We start from the raw sequence: 16,023 nt of genomic DNA, 5'->3' as shown, positions 1-16,023 counted from the left end.
GAAATGAAAATGAAAAAACTTTATTTACTGCTAGTTTTGCTTTTAATAAGTGGTTTTACTACCAACATATGGGCACAAAAAACAGAGTGGTTTGATCCAAGTAAACCAGCGACAACGTATTGTAACCCAATTAATATTGGTTATAATTACACTACCGCAAATCATAATGGTATTCCAGAATCACGCCGTTCGAGTGCAGATCCTGTTATTATCACTTTTAAAGGTGAATATTATTTATTTGCAACAAATCAGGCTGGATTTTTCTGGAGTAAAGACATGTCGGATTGGAAATTTGTTTATGGAAGCTTTCAAAGAAAACCTGGTGATGACGATCAATGTGCACCTGCTGCTTGGGTAGTTAATGATACTTTGTTTTATGTGGGCTCAACTTGGAAAAGAGATCATCCAATTTGGAAAACTGCTGATCCAAAATCAGGTCAATGGTTAAGACATGTTGATAAAGCAATGCTGCCAACTTGGGATCCTGCCATTTTTCAAGATGACGATAAAAAAGTATACATGTATTATGGCTCAAGCGGAAAATTGCCGCTCGTTGGTGTTGAAGTAGATTATAATACTTGGCTTCCAAAAGGAAATCAGGCAGATTATGAAAAATTATACACAGCAACTGAAGTTGAAGACATTCAGCGTCCGTATGGTCAGATAAAAGAGGTAGCTATTTTAGATCCTTCAAATCATGGCTGGGAACGTTTTGGACCTAACAATGATATGGAACCCGCACCTTGGGGGAATTTTATTGAAGGTGCTTGGATGACCAAACACAACGGGAAATATTACATGCAATATGGTGCGCCGGCAACTGAATATAAAGGATATGCAAATGGTGTACACGTGGGGGATAATCCGTTAGGGCCATTTGTTTATCAAAAGCACAATCCGATGTCATACAAACCTGGAGGTTTTGTGATTGGAGCTGGACACGGAAATACGTTTGCAGATAATTATGGAAATTATTGGAACACTGGAACGTGCAAAATTTCGATAAAAGACCGTTTTGAGCGTCGCATTGATATGTTTCCTGCAGGATTCGATAAAGATGATGTAATGTATTCTATAACTGCTTATGGAGATTTTCCAATTGTTCTTCCAACAGCTCAAAGAAATCAGGAAAAAGGAGCAGCTGCAGGCTGGATGTTGTTATCTTATAAAAAGCCAGTTACAGTTTCTTCTTCAGAAGAATGCATGGAAGTAGAAACACATAGAGTAGATAATGGCGGAAAAAAAGTATATGAAAAATTTTGCTATGGAGCAGCTAATTTAACCGATGAAAATATCCAGACATATTGGTCTGCAAAAACAGATAATTTTGGCGAATGGCTGCAGCTCGACCTAGGCAGAGAGATGCAAATCAATGCTTTACAAATTAATTATGCCGATCATAAAGCAACGCAGTACAATAAGGCAATGGATATCTATTATCAATATAAAATCTTCATGTCTGATGATGCTCAAAATTGGACATTAGTTGTTGATAAGTCTCAAAACGCAAAAGACGTTCCGCATGATTATGTTGAGCTGACAAAATCAATTAAGGCACGCTACATTAAAATGATTAATATTCATAATGCGTCAGGATTGTTTGCTGTTTCAGATTTCAGAGTTTTCGGAAATGGGCTGGCAGCTAAACCAAAAGCAGTTTCGGATTTTAAAGTAGACAGAAATTCAAAAGATTCCCGCAATGCGATGATCAGCTGGAAAAAACAGCCAGATGCAGTGGGATATAATATTTACTACGGAATCACTCCTGATAAATTATACAATAGTATTATGGTTTATGATCAAAACTCATATGACTTTAGAGGCTTAGATAAAGGCACGAAATATTATTTTACGATAGAAGCTTTTAATGAAAACGGAATTGGAGTTCAAAACAAGTCAATTGAGGTAAAATAATTTTATAAAAGTTGAGAAGAAATCGGCATAAGGTCTAAAGAATTTTGTTCCTTTGTGAAACAACCCAAAAATGAAATATAACCTATGAAAAAAACGATTCTTTTAACTGTTTTAGTTTTAAACGGATTGACATCTTTTGCACAGTCAAACGATGAAAAAAACATTAAATTATTTTATAAAAAAGCTTTAACCGAGGCAAAATGTTACACTTGGCTAGAGTATTTATCTAATGATATCGGAAGCCGTCTGTCAGGTTCTCCAAGTGCTGCAGCAGCAGTTCAATACACAAAATCGCAATTAGAAACTTTAGGCCTTGATAAAGTATATCTTCAAGAAGTTATGGTTCCTCACTGGGTTCGCGGTGAAAAAGAAACCGCTTATATTTTAGATAATAAAATAAAAACTGCAGTGCCAATTTGTGCTCTTGGCGGATCAGTAGCAACTCCAAAAACTGGAATTACAGCTGAAGTTATTGAAGTACAAGGTTTAGATGAATTAAAAGCTTTAGGCGATAAAGTAAAAGGTAAAATTGTGTTTTTTAACAGACCAATGAATCCTGAAAATATCGGAACTTTTGATGCGTATTCAGGTGCTGGAGATCAAAGACGAAGTGGCGCAAAAGAAGCTGCAAAATTAGGAGCGGTAGGAACAATTGTTCGTTCATTAAATTTGCGTTTAGATGATTTTCCACATGCAGGAGCGCAGAGTTATGGCGATTTGCCAAAAGAACAATATATTCCGGCTGCAGCAATCAGCACAAATGGAGCAGAATTATTGAGTAAATTATTGAAAAATAATCCAACACTAAAGTTCTATTTCAAACAATCTTGTGAGACGTTGCCAGATGTATTGTCACATAATGTAATTGGAGAATTGACAGGAACTGTAACTCCAGAAAATATTATGGTTGTTGGAGGCCACTTAGATTCTTGGGATCTTGCAGATGGTTCTCATGATGATGGAGCAGGAGTGGTGCAAAGTATGGAAGTTGTCCGTATTTTGAAAAACCTAAACTACAAGCCTAAAAATACCATTCGTGTGGTATTGTTTATGAATGAAGAAAATGGCGGAAAAGGCGGCGCTAAATATGAAGAAGTTTCAAAACAAAAGAACGAAAATCATATTTTTGCTTTAGAAAGTGATTCAGGCGGATTTACACCAAGAGGATTCTCAATTGAAGCTGATGATGCTAACTTGAAAAAAATTCAAGGTTTCAAAGATCTTTTTGAGCCTTATTTTATCCATAGTTTTACAAAAGGGCATAGTGGTTCGGATATTGAGCACTTAACCTCTAAAACGATCGTTAAAGCAGGTTTACAGCCAGATTCTCAACGCTATTTTGATTATCACCACGCTGCAAACGATAAATTTGATGCAATTAACAAAAGAGAATTAGAACTTGGAGCAGCAACAATGACTTCATTGATTTATTTAATTGATCAAACTGGAATTATTCTTCCAACGGCGAATTAAAATTCTAAAAAATAATTTCTAAAAGCTATGAGTTTATACTTGTAGCTTTTTTTTGTTTAGTTAATAAAAATTGTTACTTCATCACAACTACATAATACAAAAAAGTAATCGGAATATTAGAAAGCAAAATCAAGATTTTGACAGCGATATCCTTTCTGCATTCTCGAAGATTAATAAACCTGTCAATTAAATGAACAATCATTATTGTATTTAAGATTATCGCTGAAGCTGCAAATGGCCAGGCAATAACCAAAACATTTGGGTTTTCGTTCGAAATAATATAAAGGACAAACAAAAACGAACTAATTATAAAAGTTCCAATTGCGAGTTCGGCAGATTGTTTTTCTTCAAAAGATTTTTCTGTTATTGTTTTCATGATTTTATATATTAAAGGTTTTTTGAATCGCCTGAATGGGCATATCTAAAATTTTCGAAAAGTTCAAATAGTAAAAAGAATGTGCTCGTTTTCCTTTTTTATATTGCTGAAAGAAATACTTAATGTGTTTAGGATAAAAAAACGTTCCTGATAGAAGGACTAAAAACAAATACAGACTTGTTTTGCCATTTCCTAAAAGATAATACTGCATTCCGATTTCTTCAGGAACAGAAACCCCAGTATTTGTCAAGACGTGAATAATGTCATGATCTTCGAGTTTTTCCTGTATATCAAAATGATTTTTATAAAGAAAAGTTCCTAGGCTAAATCCTAATGTATCTACTGGATAATCTAACAAATCTGCCTTTTTGATTTCCCAAGGCTTATTTCTTTTGAAATATTTTTGATATGGCTTTTTGGTACATTCGTACATTTTTTCGAATAAATGATTTTTCATATTTATATTTTAAAAGTTCTTTGAAATTCAAAGTTAATTAATAAATAAAAAAGCTAATTGATTTGTTGAATTAGCTTTATGTTTTTAATACGTATCAATTACTGTCTCTAACAAATCAGAATCGACCAAATCAGAAGGAGCGACTACTTTTTCTTCCATGGGAATATCATTTCCATATCTTTCTTTTACTATTTTCTGAACTCTTTCATCGTGTAAATTAAAATCTTTAAGTTCTTTTAGTTTAGATAATTCGATGCCGGCACCATTTTTATAAATTTTCCAGATCAATTCAGAACAATAGATTCTTGTGTCTGTCCACTCAAAATAGGCGTCATATTCTTTGCCTAAAAGGTGTTTTCCATACGCTTTCATTTTTTCAAGAGTTTCGTCAGAGAGAATTTTTTCAGCATTTTTTAATCGCTTTACTACATACTTATGATCTTTTCCGCGCGCGATCCATTCCTGAAGAGGCGTTATTTTTACGGGCTGAACCGCTTCTAAAACAAACTCGCCTCCGTTTACAAAGAATATAATGCCACAATGGGAAAATTTAGAATTCGTTGCAATTCTAACCGCTTCGCATTGTTTTGATTCTGATGTTTGAAAAATAATATCTCCATCTTGAATTTTATTAAAACTGCTATTTTCTGTTTTTTTAGAAAAAGGATTGTTCGGGAAAACAGCCATTGCTACATATAAAGCAAGTCCAAAACTTAAGAGGAATGTAATTCCGAGAAACCAATGTTTTTGTTTTTTCATCTTTTTTATTTAAAAATTCAAAGATACTTTATTTCTTTATATCAACACATTCAAAAAGAACTTTGAGTTACAAAGTAAATAATAAAAAAAATAGCTGCCAAATAAATGACAGCTATTTTTAAATATATTTTACCAATGTTTAAATTCTAAAAATACCACCTACAGCAATAATTCTCTGAAAGAATAAAAAATGCTGAGTCGCTTTATCATCATTACTAACAGTAGTTCTAATATCTTTCATATCGATATAACCGCCTTTTAACTCACCTTGCAAGTAAAAATACTTGAAGAAAGTAAAGTTAATTCCCGCTTTTGCAGAAACTCCAAAACCAGAAACATGAAAATCGTCATGACGTTCTTTTCCTAAAAGGGTTGTATTTGTTTTAGGATACAAAACTCCAGCACCTACGCCTTCAGTTAAGTTAATCTGAACTTTATCAGTATTGGGCAAGCCAAACCATTTCGAAATATCGTCATGTCTAGAAACTTCACTATTAATATAGTTTAAACCATCTGTATGTTCGTACATTAAAAAAGCAGGAGGATTTCCCTGAACAGCACCTTGATCATAACCGCCTTCCTTAGCGCCATTTTGAGACATATCTACAGGTGTATTATTATAAACTCCGTTGTAAAAAGATCCAGCTTCATCAGCAGGTAAATTAATATAACCGGTAACATTAGCCGTTTGATTCTGTGTCATCACATATTTCATGTGATCCCAGCCGATAGAAACACTGTAATGATCGTTAATGAAATATCCCATTCTAAAATTAGTTTGTGGGATTGTCATATTTGCAGGATTAATGTAGTCAATGTGATAGCCTTTTGGTTTATCATGAGCCTTCATATCCGCAACTGTAAAGTTGTAATCCTTACCTCTGAAATTTACATCAGATTTAGTATAACTGTCTCTGTTTCCTCCCCAGGAAACGAAAAATTTACCTTTATTATGCGCTGTGTATCTTTCTATTGCTATTTCTTCCTGAGCAAATATGTTTAATGAAAAACATACCAAGAAGAAAAATAAAATTTTTGTTTTCAATTAATTAGTATTAAAAATTAGAATGAATTAACTGTTTTTCTAATGGCAACCAATTTGGTCATTAAACCTTCAAAATAGTCTAAATGAAGCATATTAGCACCATCGCTTTTTGCATTAGCAGGATCAAAATGAGTTTCGATAAAAATACCGTCAACACCCACAGCAATACCCGCTTTGGCAACAGTTTCGATCATATCAGGTCTTCCGCCAGTAACACCAGCAGTTTGGTTAGGCTGTTGCAAAGAATGTGTAACATCAAGAACTGTTGTAGCATATTGCTGCATCGTTGGGATACCTCTATAATCTACAATCATGTCTTGGTAGCCAAACATTGTACCACGATCTGTAACCATAACATTTTCGTTATGACAATCTAATACTTTTTGCACAGCATGTTTCATGCTTTCTGGACTCATAAATTGTCCTTTTTTCAAGTTTACCACTTTTCCAGTATTGGCAGCAGCTACAACAAGATCAGTCTGGCGAACTAAGAACGCAGGAATTTGTAAAACATCTACATATTCTGCAGCCATAGCAGCATCTTCATTTGTATGAATGTCTGTTACAGTTGGAATGTGAAAAGTCTCTGAAACTTTTCTTAAAATTTTTAATGCTTTTTCGTCGCCAATTCCAGAAAAACTATCGATTCTAGAACGGTTGGCTTTTTTAAATGATCCTTTAAATACATAAGGAATCTGAAGTTTGTCGGTAATACCAACTAATTTTTCAGCAATTCTGAGAGCCATTTCTTCTCCTTCAATAGCGCAAGGTCCCGCCAATAAAAAGAAATTACCACTTTCAGTATGCTTAATTTGTGGAATATGTTGTATGTTCATAATATGATTTTTTGACAGTGCAAAGGTAGTTATGATTTATGAATAGCAGATGTAGATTTAAGTTTTTTTTAAGAAGCTGTTTATGCTATCTGCTTCAAACAATGTCTGCTCAACTCCCGTTAAAATAAATTATTTGCGAAGTAATCCTTTTTCCCCGAAACCTAGTAACTATAAGGGCTAGATATTCGCGTTTTCTGACAATTACTTAATGAAACTTACTTTTAAATTAAATTCTGTTTCCAAGATAGTATTCAATTGATCATCTTCAAAAGAAATAATTTCTGTAATGCCGTTGTTTACTGATTTTATTGCGTTTTTAAACAAGATTTTTTTGCCAAAGAGATTTGGCAAAACAACAATTAAGTTTTGAGTAAAAAAAGAATCTGGATGGGAGTAATTATAATGATTGGCAGGTTTAAAATCGATCCACCTTTGAGGAGTCAAATCAAAAGAATATAAATTAGACCATTCTTTTCCGATTTGCATTTGCAGCAAATATTCGTTTTCTTCTGTTTTTACTAAAGTAAAAGTATCAAAATCCTGCTGAATTTTAGTTCCAATGTCACTTAGTTTTAAAGGTTCTCTAATGCTGTTGCCTCCAAATCCCAGATCAATTAAATATTCTTCATTTTCGATTTCAGCAATTATCGCCAAATGCGTTTTAGGATTCTGACCCGGATTAACTAACGGACGAACCGCAATATAATAATGAGGAACTCCAATTTCTTGAAGGGCTAACGAAAATATGCCGTTAATTTGATAGCAATATCCGCCACGTTTTTTATCTATAATTTGATTTACAATATCGTCTCCAATTAAGGATATTGCTTTCCCGGCCTGAACATCAATATTTTCAAATGGCACACTAAATAGCTGGCTTTGCATCAATTTTTTTATGCCTTGTACATTCAAATCAATTTCTCCTGAAAAATTAATTCTGTTTAAATACTCCTGTAAATTAAAGTTTGTGGCTTCAATTTTATTATTGTTTTTTGATTGTTCCATTTTATTAATTTTAATTCTTTTCTATCTGAATCTTAGATAGAAACACATAAACAAGATGTTTGCTTTGTAGTAAAGTTACAAAATCGCTACGTTTGAATTCGGCTTTTTAGTCTTTTAAAGGAATTTTATCACTGTAAACGCTGAAATATACTTTACTAAAAAATGTAAAAAATCAAATTGGATAGCTCTTCATTTTCTTAATTTTTTATAATAGATGCCAAACAAAATTAATCCAAGAAAAAATAAAATATTTGCTAAAACCCGAATACAAACTACAGTCTGAATTTCAAACATAAAATTTTTAGGTTCTGCAGAATCAGAATAAAGCAATTGGTAAAGATTAACTTTAGAAAATATAATTCCGGGAACAGTAAGTAAAAAATGGATTATAAATTTTTTAAAATTTATTTCATTTTTAAATTTAGCAAGCTTCCAATAAAAAAGACTAACTAGAATCAGAAGTAAAAATTTAATTAGCGCAGGAAGTAACGGATAAGGATAGATTGCAGTATGCCAGCCTGGAATTAAAGATGAAAAGAAATCATAACTTAAAATCAGAGGCAGATATAAATATGGAAAAGTAAAAGCAGATAAAATGGCGAAAATTATAAAAGCTTTCTTAGTTTTAATTACCATGAATTAACTATTTTCAGCACTATTTTTTCTATATCTATTTATAAAATACTGAATGATTATAGCGAGTATTAGAAGAGTAGTAAGAAATCCAGCAAACCCAATAAGACCTAAAAATCCCATTCCGCATTTGGTTTGATTTGGATGCTGTTCGAAATATTGGTCAAAATTATATATGGCAATCTTGTATGATGCGATTGATAAAACGACTTGTGAAATTATACTGATAAAAGATACATTACTAAAGGTTATTGAAAATTTATCTCGAATAGCTTTATTGCCAAATATCAATTGAAAGAGCAGTGGTAAAATGAGTAGAATCAAAGGAATTATTCCGAACATATATTTAATTTTTAAAATTATTTGTTTAGAATTACCCCTTTTTCAAGCTCAATCCCATCGGAACCATTAAAATACCTTTTTCATAAATATTCAAATAGAGCGTAATAGGTTTCTTTTGGCCTGCCCATCTTAATTCATAAACATTTAAAAAGCCAGCGCCCATATCGCTTCTTTTAGTAGGGAATGGACAGCATGTTTCTAGACGTTTATACGTGATTTTCTCGCCATTTGGCCCAGCTAAAGCATTTAAAAAACGGCTTTCGTTTACAGCTTCGTCTTTAGTATTTCTGTAAAAAATGTTTACGGGATAATCAGGGTCATAACCGTATTTTTTGTCTTTGCTGAATACTGTAATAGCAAAAGTATTGTCTTTCTTCAAAATTAAATCGGGAGCATTGTCATCGACATTTTTCAGAGTCGATTTAGTGCTCACACATGAAGTTGCAGTAATGAGTACAATAATAAACAGAATTATTTTTTTCATGGTTAAATGGTATTGGTCATACAAATGTAAAAGGTTTTTATGCCACAAATTTCCACAATTTAATTTATTTAGAGATTAATAAAAATCAGTTTGAATCTGTTTAGTGCGTGGCTATTCCGTTTTTTTTAAATTCAATTTTAATATACCATTCACAATCAGATATTGTGCCACAAGATACGTCAGCATAATAAAAAAAGAACTTTTCTCGATTGGTGAATAAAATTTGTTAATTGCTAAAATACTGTCGGAAACAACAAATACAATTGCGCCAAGGAAAATATAGAAATTACCAGGTTTTTCCCAGATTAAAAACCCATTAAAAGCAAAAATAAGCATGATTGAAATTACGGTCGCATATACAATTACTGGAATTCGCAATTCGCCTAAACTAGGCAGTAAAAGACAAAGCATTCCGACTAAATACAAAGCAATCAGAATACTTCCTATTCCAAAAACAACTGTATTTCGTTTGAATTTTCCTTTGATTTGTTTGTTGAAAAGCGCACAGTACATAATATGCGAAATAAGGAAAGCTACCAATCCAAGAATAAAATAGATCTCGGCAATATCTGCAAAAAGCAGAATTACGTCGCCTACCCAAGAAAAGAACAAAGCAACTAAAAGTGTCTTTTTTGAGGGGAATTTTGGATAAAAATAAACTCCAAAAGCTAAAAGCGGAATCAAAATTGGTTTTAGAAAGAGGTCTAAATTTTCATATCCTACTAGTAAAATAATAAGATAAAATAGGCTTAAAGCACTAAAAATTCTAAAGTACATTGCGTTTCTCATAATGGGGGTTATGAATTTGTTGGTTATTTAGTTAGTTTTGAAATCGATTTTTACAAAATAAATCGCAGTTAGAAAAGATAGGGTTAAATAAGTTAAAATGATATAATTACTCGCTGAAAAAATAAGATTTAATCCAAACCAATCGCTGTAAAACAAAATGATTCCGATTGCAATAGCAAAACGCAGACCTTCCCAAAAAATGGCATATTTGCTTTTATCCATCAATTCAGTATAGCTGTAAATGGTTGCCAAAATAAATAAACCATAAATAAAGATATTTGGAAGACCAATTTTAGCAATATTATCAAACAGATAAGTAACAAACAAAAGTGTTATAAGAACCTGTGCTACTGACCAATAAATCAGTTTTTTCGAGTTTTTTGTCCCGTATTTCTCAAAATCAAAAACATTTTCTATTTTGTTTACGGGATATTTTTCTTCAAAATTTTCAGGACGCCAGCCAGTTGGTTTAAACCAAATCGTTAATTTATCTTTCCAATTTTCAGCGCGCCATGTATCAGAAATTAACAAACTCAAATGCTGAAAATTAATTTTGATTGGATTCCATGTATTGGCGGGTCTTGTAATACCGAAAACCGGAGGAACATCTTCTAATTCGGCCTGAAAAGTACCGAAAAGCTTATCCCAAAAAATAAAAATCTGAGAATGATTTTTATCTAAATGTTCTGGATTTATAGCATGATGCACACGATGATGTGAAGGCGTGACCAAAATATTTTCTATAAATCCCATTTTTTTAATATGTTTGGTATGATACCAAAATTGCAAAAATAAGTGCAGAGGCAAAGTGATTGTAATTACAGATGCAGGAACTCCAAGCAATGCGGCCGGAATCAATAAAAAAGTAAATAAATTGACTAAACTGGCAATTGGCTGACGCAAAGCGCAGGCCAGATTAAACTCTTCACTGCTGTGGTGAATAGCGTGTTTGTTCCAGAGAAAATTAATTTGATGTGCTAATCTGTGACTCCAATATCCATAGAAATCAATCACAAAAAAAGCAATACAGTAGGAGAGAACATTAGGTTCTAAATGATAGATGGCAATTTTAGAAACCAGCCATTCATAAGAAATAAAAGTAAGGCTAAGTCCTAAAACGTCTTTTACAGAATTTGTAATTCCGGAACTTATACTCGATACGCTGTCTATTAAGGGAGCGGTATCGTCCTTCTTATAAATGCCATATATTTTTTCGATTACAATTAATGCTAAAAAAATAGGCGTTGCGATAATCAATATCTTTCCGTATTCTTCCATAAAAAAAACATTCTATTTTATTTCAAATATAAAATAAAATAGAATGTTTTGTAAATTATTTAAAGAATCAAATTAATAAAATACTAGTAATCTAGATTTTGGTAAAAATTAATAAAATAAATTTTTGGTGTTTTTTGATTTTTAATTTCAAATTTGATCACTTCCTTTACTGGTTGAAAAGTATCATACTTTATTTCTAAAAGTTCCTCATTTTTGGCATTTACAACTCCATATTTTTTATTTTTCTGAACAATAAATTCTCCAGTAGAATAAATCTGTTCGATCGAACTAAATTCGCATGGAATAACAATTTTATTTTCATTGCTGATCACGCCAAATTTATTTTCGTTTTTAAATATTTGATACTTGCTTTCAGAAATTCCGTTTGAAAAATATTGTTTTTTTACAAATTCATTAACGGGAATTTCTACTTCAGAATAATTTAGATTATTTATTGTGAGAAGATAATTTTTGGAATTTTTTACTGCGAAAATTTTATTCTGGAAACCATTATAAAACTCATAACCTTCAGGAACAATTAATTCTCCATTTTCGGAAAACAAACTATTTTTATTGTCTAAATTGGTTGTGATATAATAGTTTGAAAAAGCTTGTATGTTTTGATATTGAAATGGAATTACTTCTTTCTCTATAAAAGGATTTATTATAGCTTTTAAATCGCCTTTCTGTGCGAGATATTGATTTTTGAATTGAGAAGTATCTTTGTAATTTACAGTATAAATTGAATTGTAAATTAATCGTTTTAAAGTGGAATCATTTTTAGTTACAAAACCATATTTGTCCTTTTCCTTAACGATATAAATGGAGTTTGATGGTAAAATGTCGTCATATTTACATTCAATTTCATACTTCCCGGATGAATTTAGAACACCTTTTTTATTAGTAACGGTGTTGCGAATGATATACGAATCTGAACCAATTATTTTTTCAAATTTATGATTTTTAATAGTATTCAATACAACAGCACCTTCATTATTGAGAATTAATGTAGTATTGTTTTGCAGCGTCGCGATAGATTTTTTATTGGTAAAGTATTCAATATCTTTTGCTTGAAAGTTTGTTAATTGCTTTCCTTTGGAATCAAAAAGGTCGATCGAATTATTATTTTCAACAAACAAAATGCCGTCTTGACTCATTATGCTTTCAAACTTTATAGGAAGAATTGTTTTGTTTAGGGTATCTAAAACACCTGTTTTGTTATTATTAGAAACTCTAATGAGGCCTTTTTGTAAATAATAAATATCATCATATTCTAGTGGAATTCTAACGCTTCCTTTTAAATCAATATAACCGCGTTTGAATTTTTTATTAATCGTTTTTACAACTTCAAATATATTTTTAAGTTCTTTTTTATTATCGATATAATCATAAGTAGGTTTGATAATGACATTTGCAAGAGTGTCTATTAATCCCATTTTTCCTTTAAAAGTTCTAAAAACTGCATAATTGTTTTCGTAAGCATATACGTATTCATATCCCAGTGTTTTATCTTTTATCAATTGCTCACGAAGATTATCAAATTTTTGCTGGCTTAAAGAGATTAAAGGGAATAAAAATAGAAGAAATTTGAGGTATTTCATGATTTTAATTTTCGTAAATTATAAGTAAAAAATCAAATGAATCGGCTTAAAATAAAAAAGCATTCTATTTTATTCAAATATAGAATAAATAGAATGCTTCTGTGTTAGATTATTTTTTGCAATTAAACAATTTCAGCGCTTAAACCTGCTTCTAAAAGTTGTGTGCATTGAGGTTTTAACTTATCCATCGGGCCAGTTTTTACAGTGCATTTACCGTTATAATGTACAATTAAAGAACATTGTTCTGCTTGCTCCGGTGTATGATTGCAAACACGCATCAAAGTATCAATTACGTGATCAAAAGTGTTTACATCGTCGTTGTAAACAATGATTTCGTTGTTGAAACCCGTCGCTTCCTTTTCTCGGACTCTTTCTCTTACTTTTTCTTTAGTACTCATGTTTTTAAGTTTTTGTACTGTAGTAATTACTAAACTAATTTACGTATTTTAATGAAACCCAGTTGTTTCTTTGAAATTTTTTAACATATGTCAATCCTTTTTCCGTGCATGAAGCATCAATAAAAGGAATATCTTCTTCGTAAAAACCACTGAATAAAATAATTCCTTTTGGGTTTAAAGAATTTACATAAGCCTGCATATCATTCAACAAAATATTTCTGTTGATATTTGCGATGATCAAATCATATTTTTTGCCTGCTAATAACGCAGCATCGCCTTCGTAAACGGTAATGTGTTTGCAGTTATTGCGTTCTGCATTTTCAATCGAATTCAAATAACACCAGTTGTCAATGTCGATGGCGTCAATTGGCTGAGCGCCTTTCATTTCAGCTAAAATTGCTAAAATAGCTGTTCCACAACCCATATCTAAAGTTTTTAAGCCTTCAACGTCCATTTCAAGCAAATGCTGGATCATCATATGCGTTGTTTCGTGATGACCAGTTCCAAAACTCATTTTTGGCTCTATTACAATATCAAATTCGGCATTAGTTTTTGGGTGAAAAGGAGCGCGAACGTGGCATTTTCCATCAACATCAATAGCTTCAAAATTCTTTTCCCATTCTTCATTCCAGTTAACCTGATCGATTTCTTCGACGGTATATTCGATTTTAAATTCCTCTGACTGCAAAATATAAATGTCATCTAGAATGTTTTCATCCCATAAATCTTTCTTTACATAAGCCGAAATTCCGTTTTCTGTTTCTGTAAAAGTTTCAAAAGCTTTTTCGCCCAACTCAGCAATTAAAATTTCTGATCCTGGTTCTTTCGGTTCAATCGTAAAATGATATCCTAAATATATATTCGACATAAATAATTTTTTTTGCAAAGGTAATTCTTAAATTATAAATTTCAATTTAAAAAAACCAAATTCCAAATCCCAATACGAAAAAACCATTCGCATCGCGAATGGTTTTTGTAAGTATAAAATCTAAAATCTAAAATCTAAAATCTAAAATCTAAAATCTAAAATCTAAAATCTAAAATCTAAAATCTAAAATCTAAAATCTAAAATCTAAAATCTAAAATCTAAAATCTAAAATCTAAAATTAGATAGCAGTAACAATTGCTAAAAAGTCATCTGCTTTTAAAGCAGCACCTCCAATTAAACCACCATCAACATCTGGTTTACCAAAGATTTCTTTTGCATTGTCTGGTTTTACAGATCCGCCGTATAAAATAGAAACTTCATCAGCGATGTCAGCTCCAAAAGCTTTACGGATAGTTTCTCTAATAAATTCGTGCATTTCCTGAGCTTGTTCTGGCGAAGCCGTTTCTCCGGTTCCAATTGCCCAAACTGGCTCATATGCTAAAACAACATTTGCCCAAGATTCTTTTGCAATATGAAAGATTCCATCACGCAATTGGTTTTCAACAATATTAAAATGATTTCCTGATTGACGATCTTTTAGTTCTTCTCCAAAACAGAAAATTACAGTCATTTCATGTTTCAAAGCAGTATCAACTTTGTCTGCGATTAATGCATCTGTTTCGTGAAAAATAGCTCTACGCTCAGAGTGACCAAGAATTACTGTTTTTACACCAATGCTAGTTAGCATGTCTGCAGAAATTTCTCCTGTAAAAGCTCCGCCTTCAGCTTGGTGAACATTTTGTGCAGCAACTCCAATAGTTGTATTTTTTACTTTTGCAACAGCAGCTTGTAAATTTACAAATGTTGGGGCAACAATTACTTGCGCAGTAGTTTGTGCTGGTATTTTAGCAATTAATTCGTTTAATAATTCTTCAGTTTGTCCAGCGTTTTTATGCATTTTCCAGTTTCCTGCAACAATCTTTTTTCTCATTTTGGTAGTTTTTATTATTCTTTTAATTTTTGTTTTTTTTTGAAGTTTAGCTTAATCATTGAAATTTTAATTTAATGATATTGCCGTTGTGAATTCCGATTGCAAATTATTTTAAGCTTGCTAAAGTTACATTGATTTTATCAAAATCAGTTTCGATAGCACGATATAAAACGATTTTTCCTGTTTTGTCAACAATAATATATCTCGGAATCCAATCTAAATCTATTGCTTTGCCAAAAACACCTTTCATTCCGTCGTTCATCATAAAATGATCGCCTTTTAATTCGTGTTTCTCAATTCCTATTTTCCATTTGTCAGCCGTTTTATCAGCAGAAAGAAATAAGTACGAAACGTTAGGATTGTTAGCTTGAAGTTCTTTTACTTTTGGCATTGCTTTTACGCAATCGCCACACCAAGAAGCCCAAACTTCGATTACTAAAGTTTTTCCTTTATATTTTTTTAAAATGTTTTTGAAAGAAGTCTGACCTCCATCAAGAGTTAATAATTTTTCAGACAAAGCTTCTTTAGAAAAACTTGTTTTTTGAGCTTGTGAACATGAAAATGTAATAAATGCAATAAAGACTAGAGCTAATTGTTTCATATTAATATTTTATTTTTTAATGTAATTGGTACGCCATTCTTCCATTGTATTTGGTTTTAGAATCGTGGCCATTTCATAATTTAAAGTTTCCCAACAAAGTTAAACAAACAAATTGAAAGCCAAATGGAGATTAACAAAATTTGAAGACTCGTTTATTTTATAACAAAACATAA

At 31.7% G+C, this 16,023-nt stretch carries 17 protein-coding genes; 2 read left to right on the top strand and 15 right to left on the bottom strand.

Going from position 1 to position 16,023, the window contains the following annotated elements:
• Nucleotides 1–3 precede the first annotated feature (3 nt).
• Entirely contained in the window at nt 4–1,914 is a 1,911-nt protein-coding gene (locus IR010_RS02870) for a discoidin domain-containing protein (RefSeq protein WP_228515072.1), read from the top strand.
• A gap of 84 nt (nt 1,915–1,998) precedes the next feature.
• Nucleotides 1,999–3,387 carry a M20/M25/M40 family metallo-hydrolase gene (locus tag IR010_RS02865; RefSeq protein ID WP_194601375.1) on the top strand — a complete coding sequence of 463 codons (1,389 nt, stop codon included), beginning with the start codon at nt 1,999–2,001 and terminating at the stop codon, nt 3,385–3,387.
• A 73-nt stretch (nt 3,388–3,460) separates the two neighbouring features.
• On the opposite strand, the gene IR010_RS02860 is transcribed toward IR010_RS02865, so the two are convergent.
• From IR010_RS02860 to IR010_RS02790, 15 genes are all read right to left on the bottom strand, one after another.
• Nucleotides 3,461–3,763, bottom strand: a complete 303-nt coding sequence (locus IR010_RS02860) for a hypothetical protein (protein WP_194601373.1) — start codon at nt 3,761–3,763, stop codon at nt 3,461–3,463.
• A 4-nt stretch (nt 3,764–3,767) separates the two neighbouring features.
• Nucleotides 3,768–4,220 (bottom strand): Coq4 family protein, encoded by a 453-nt coding sequence (locus IR010_RS02855; protein WP_194601370.1) that lies wholly within the window; start codon nt 4,218–4,220, stop codon nt 3,768–3,770.
• An 84-nt stretch (nt 4,221–4,304) separates the two neighbouring features.
• A complete protein-coding gene (locus tag IR010_RS02850; protein WP_194601367.1) occupies nt 4,305–4,979 on the bottom strand; it encodes a YiiX family permuted papain-like enzyme in 675 nt (224 codons plus the stop codon).
• 139 nt (nt 4,980–5,118) lie between these two features.
• Entirely contained in the window at nt 5,119–6,024 is a 906-nt protein-coding gene (locus IR010_RS02845) for a hypothetical protein (protein ID WP_194601364.1), read from the bottom strand.
• Nucleotides 6,025–6,041: 17 nt separating this feature from the next.
• Nucleotides 6,042–6,860, bottom strand: a complete 819-nt coding sequence (kdsA, locus tag IR010_RS02840) for a 3-deoxy-8-phosphooctulonate synthase (protein ID WP_029269496.1) — start codon at nt 6,858–6,860, stop codon at nt 6,042–6,044.
• A 201-nt stretch (nt 6,861–7,061) separates the two neighbouring features.
• The gene (locus IR010_RS02835) at nt 7,062–7,865 is read right to left on the bottom strand and encodes an arylamine N-acetyltransferase family protein (RefSeq protein ID WP_194601361.1); all 804 of its coding nucleotides are present in this window, start codon (nt 7,863–7,865) and stop codon (nt 7,062–7,064) included.
• 639 nt (nt 7,866–8,504) lie between these two features.
• Nucleotides 8,505–8,840 carry a hypothetical protein gene (locus tag IR010_RS02830; protein ID WP_194566701.1) on the bottom strand — a complete coding sequence of 112 codons (336 nt, stop codon included), beginning with the start codon at nt 8,838–8,840 and terminating at the stop codon, nt 8,505–8,507.
• Between the two features lie 31 nt (nt 8,841–8,871).
• Nucleotides 8,872–9,324 carry a 2-dehydro-3-deoxyphosphooctonate aldolase gene (locus IR010_RS02825; RefSeq protein WP_194566699.1) on the bottom strand — a complete coding sequence of 151 codons (453 nt, stop codon included), beginning with the start codon at nt 9,322–9,324 and terminating at the stop codon, nt 8,872–8,874.
• Nucleotides 9,325–9,435: 111 nt separating this feature from the next.
• Nucleotides 9,436–10,113, bottom strand: a complete 678-nt coding sequence (locus IR010_RS02820; protein WP_194601358.1) for a lysoplasmalogenase — start codon at nt 10,111–10,113, stop codon at nt 9,436–9,438.
• 27 nt (nt 10,114–10,140) lie between these two features.
• Nucleotides 10,141–11,391, bottom strand: coding sequence for a sterol desaturase family protein (locus IR010_RS02815; RefSeq protein ID WP_194601355.1), 1,251 nt, complete (start codon nt 11,389–11,391; stop codon nt 10,141–10,143).
• 83 nt (nt 11,392–11,474) lie between these two features.
• Complete coding sequence (locus IR010_RS02810) at nt 11,475–12,992, bottom strand: WG repeat-containing protein (protein WP_194601352.1); 1,518 nt, start codon at nt 12,990–12,992, stop codon at nt 11,475–11,477.
• Between the two features lie 122 nt (nt 12,993–13,114).
• Complete coding sequence (locus tag IR010_RS02805; RefSeq protein ID WP_029269514.1) at nt 13,115–13,390, bottom strand: ATP-dependent Clp protease adaptor ClpS; 276 nt, start codon at nt 13,388–13,390, stop codon at nt 13,115–13,117.
• Between the two features lie 34 nt (nt 13,391–13,424).
• A complete protein-coding gene (gene prmA / locus IR010_RS02800) occupies nt 13,425–14,258 on the bottom strand; it encodes a 50S ribosomal protein L11 methyltransferase (RefSeq protein ID WP_194601349.1) in 834 nt (277 codons plus the stop codon).
• A 238-nt stretch (nt 14,259–14,496) separates the two neighbouring features.
• Nucleotides 14,497–15,249 (bottom strand): triose-phosphate isomerase, encoded by a 753-nt coding sequence (gene tpiA / locus IR010_RS02795; protein WP_194566689.1) that lies wholly within the window; start codon nt 15,247–15,249, stop codon nt 14,497–14,499.
• A 106-nt stretch (nt 15,250–15,355) separates the two neighbouring features.
• Nucleotides 15,356–15,850, bottom strand: a complete 495-nt coding sequence (locus IR010_RS02790) for a TlpA family protein disulfide reductase (protein WP_194566687.1) — start codon at nt 15,848–15,850, stop codon at nt 15,356–15,358.
• Nucleotides 15,851–16,023 lie beyond the last annotated feature (173 nt).

The organism is Flavobacterium sp. MR2016-29 (genome assembly GCF_015350695.1).
Taxonomy (GTDB): Bacteria; Bacteroidota; Bacteroidia; order Flavobacteriales; family Flavobacteriaceae; genus Flavobacterium.
The sequence above is the reverse complement of the archived record's forward strand: the minus strand, read 5'-3'. Positions and strand labels throughout refer to the sequence as shown.

What these genes read in the sequence shown, in the direction of transcription:
- IR010_RS02815 (WP_194601355.1), bottom strand. Translation starts at nt 11,391, where the DNA reads ATGGAAGAATACGGAAAGATATTGATTATCGCAACGCCTATTTTTTTA.
- IR010_RS02805 (WP_029269514.1), bottom strand. Translation starts at nt 13,390, where the DNA reads ATGAGTACTAAAGAAAAAGTAAGAGAAAGAGTCCGAGAAAAGGAAGCG.
- IR010_RS02860 (WP_194601373.1), bottom strand. Translation starts at nt 3,763, where the DNA reads ATGAAAACAATAACAGAAAAATCTTTTGAAGAAAAACAATCTGCCGAA.
- IR010_RS02825 (WP_194566699.1), bottom strand. Translation starts at nt 9,324, where the DNA reads ATGAAAAAAATAATTCTGTTTATTATTGTACTCATTACTGCAACTTCA.
- IR010_RS02850 (WP_194601367.1), bottom strand. Translation starts at nt 4,979, where the DNA reads ATGAAAAAACAAAAACATTGGTTTCTCGGAATTACATTCCTCTTAAGT.
- prmA (WP_194601349.1), bottom strand. Translation starts at nt 14,258, where the DNA reads ATGTCGAATATATATTTAGGATATCATTTTACGATTGAACCGAAAGAA.
- IR010_RS02810 (WP_194601352.1), bottom strand. Translation starts at nt 12,992, where the DNA reads ATGAAATACCTCAAATTTCTTCTATTTTTATTCCCTTTAATCTCTTTA.
- IR010_RS02835 (WP_194601361.1), bottom strand. Translation starts at nt 7,865, where the DNA reads ATGGAACAATCAAAAAACAATAATAAAATTGAAGCCACAAACTTTAAT.
- IR010_RS02820 (WP_194601358.1), bottom strand. Translation starts at nt 10,113, where the DNA reads ATGAGAAACGCAATGTACTTTAGAATTTTTAGTGCTTTAAGCCTATTT.
- IR010_RS02830 (WP_194566701.1), bottom strand. Translation starts at nt 8,840, where the DNA reads ATGTTCGGAATAATTCCTTTGATTCTACTCATTTTACCACTGCTCTTT.
- IR010_RS02870 (WP_228515072.1), top strand. Translation starts at nt 4, where the DNA reads ATGAAAATGAAAAAACTTTATTTACTGCTAGTTTTGCTTTTAATAAGT.
- tpiA (WP_194566689.1), bottom strand. Translation starts at nt 15,249, where the DNA reads ATGAGAAAAAAGATTGTTGCAGGAAACTGGAAAATGCATAAAAACGCT.
- kdsA (WP_029269496.1), bottom strand. Translation starts at nt 6,860, where the DNA reads ATGAACATACAACATATTCCACAAATTAAGCATACTGAAAGTGGTAAT.
- IR010_RS02855 (WP_194601370.1), bottom strand. Translation starts at nt 4,220, where the DNA reads ATGAAAAATCATTTATTCGAAAAAATGTACGAATGTACCAAAAAGCCA.
- IR010_RS02790 (WP_194566687.1), bottom strand. Translation starts at nt 15,850, where the DNA reads ATGAAACAATTAGCTCTAGTCTTTATTGCATTTATTACATTTTCATGT.
- IR010_RS02865 (WP_194601375.1), top strand. Translation starts at nt 1,999, where the DNA reads ATGAAAAAAACGATTCTTTTAACTGTTTTAGTTTTAAACGGATTGACA.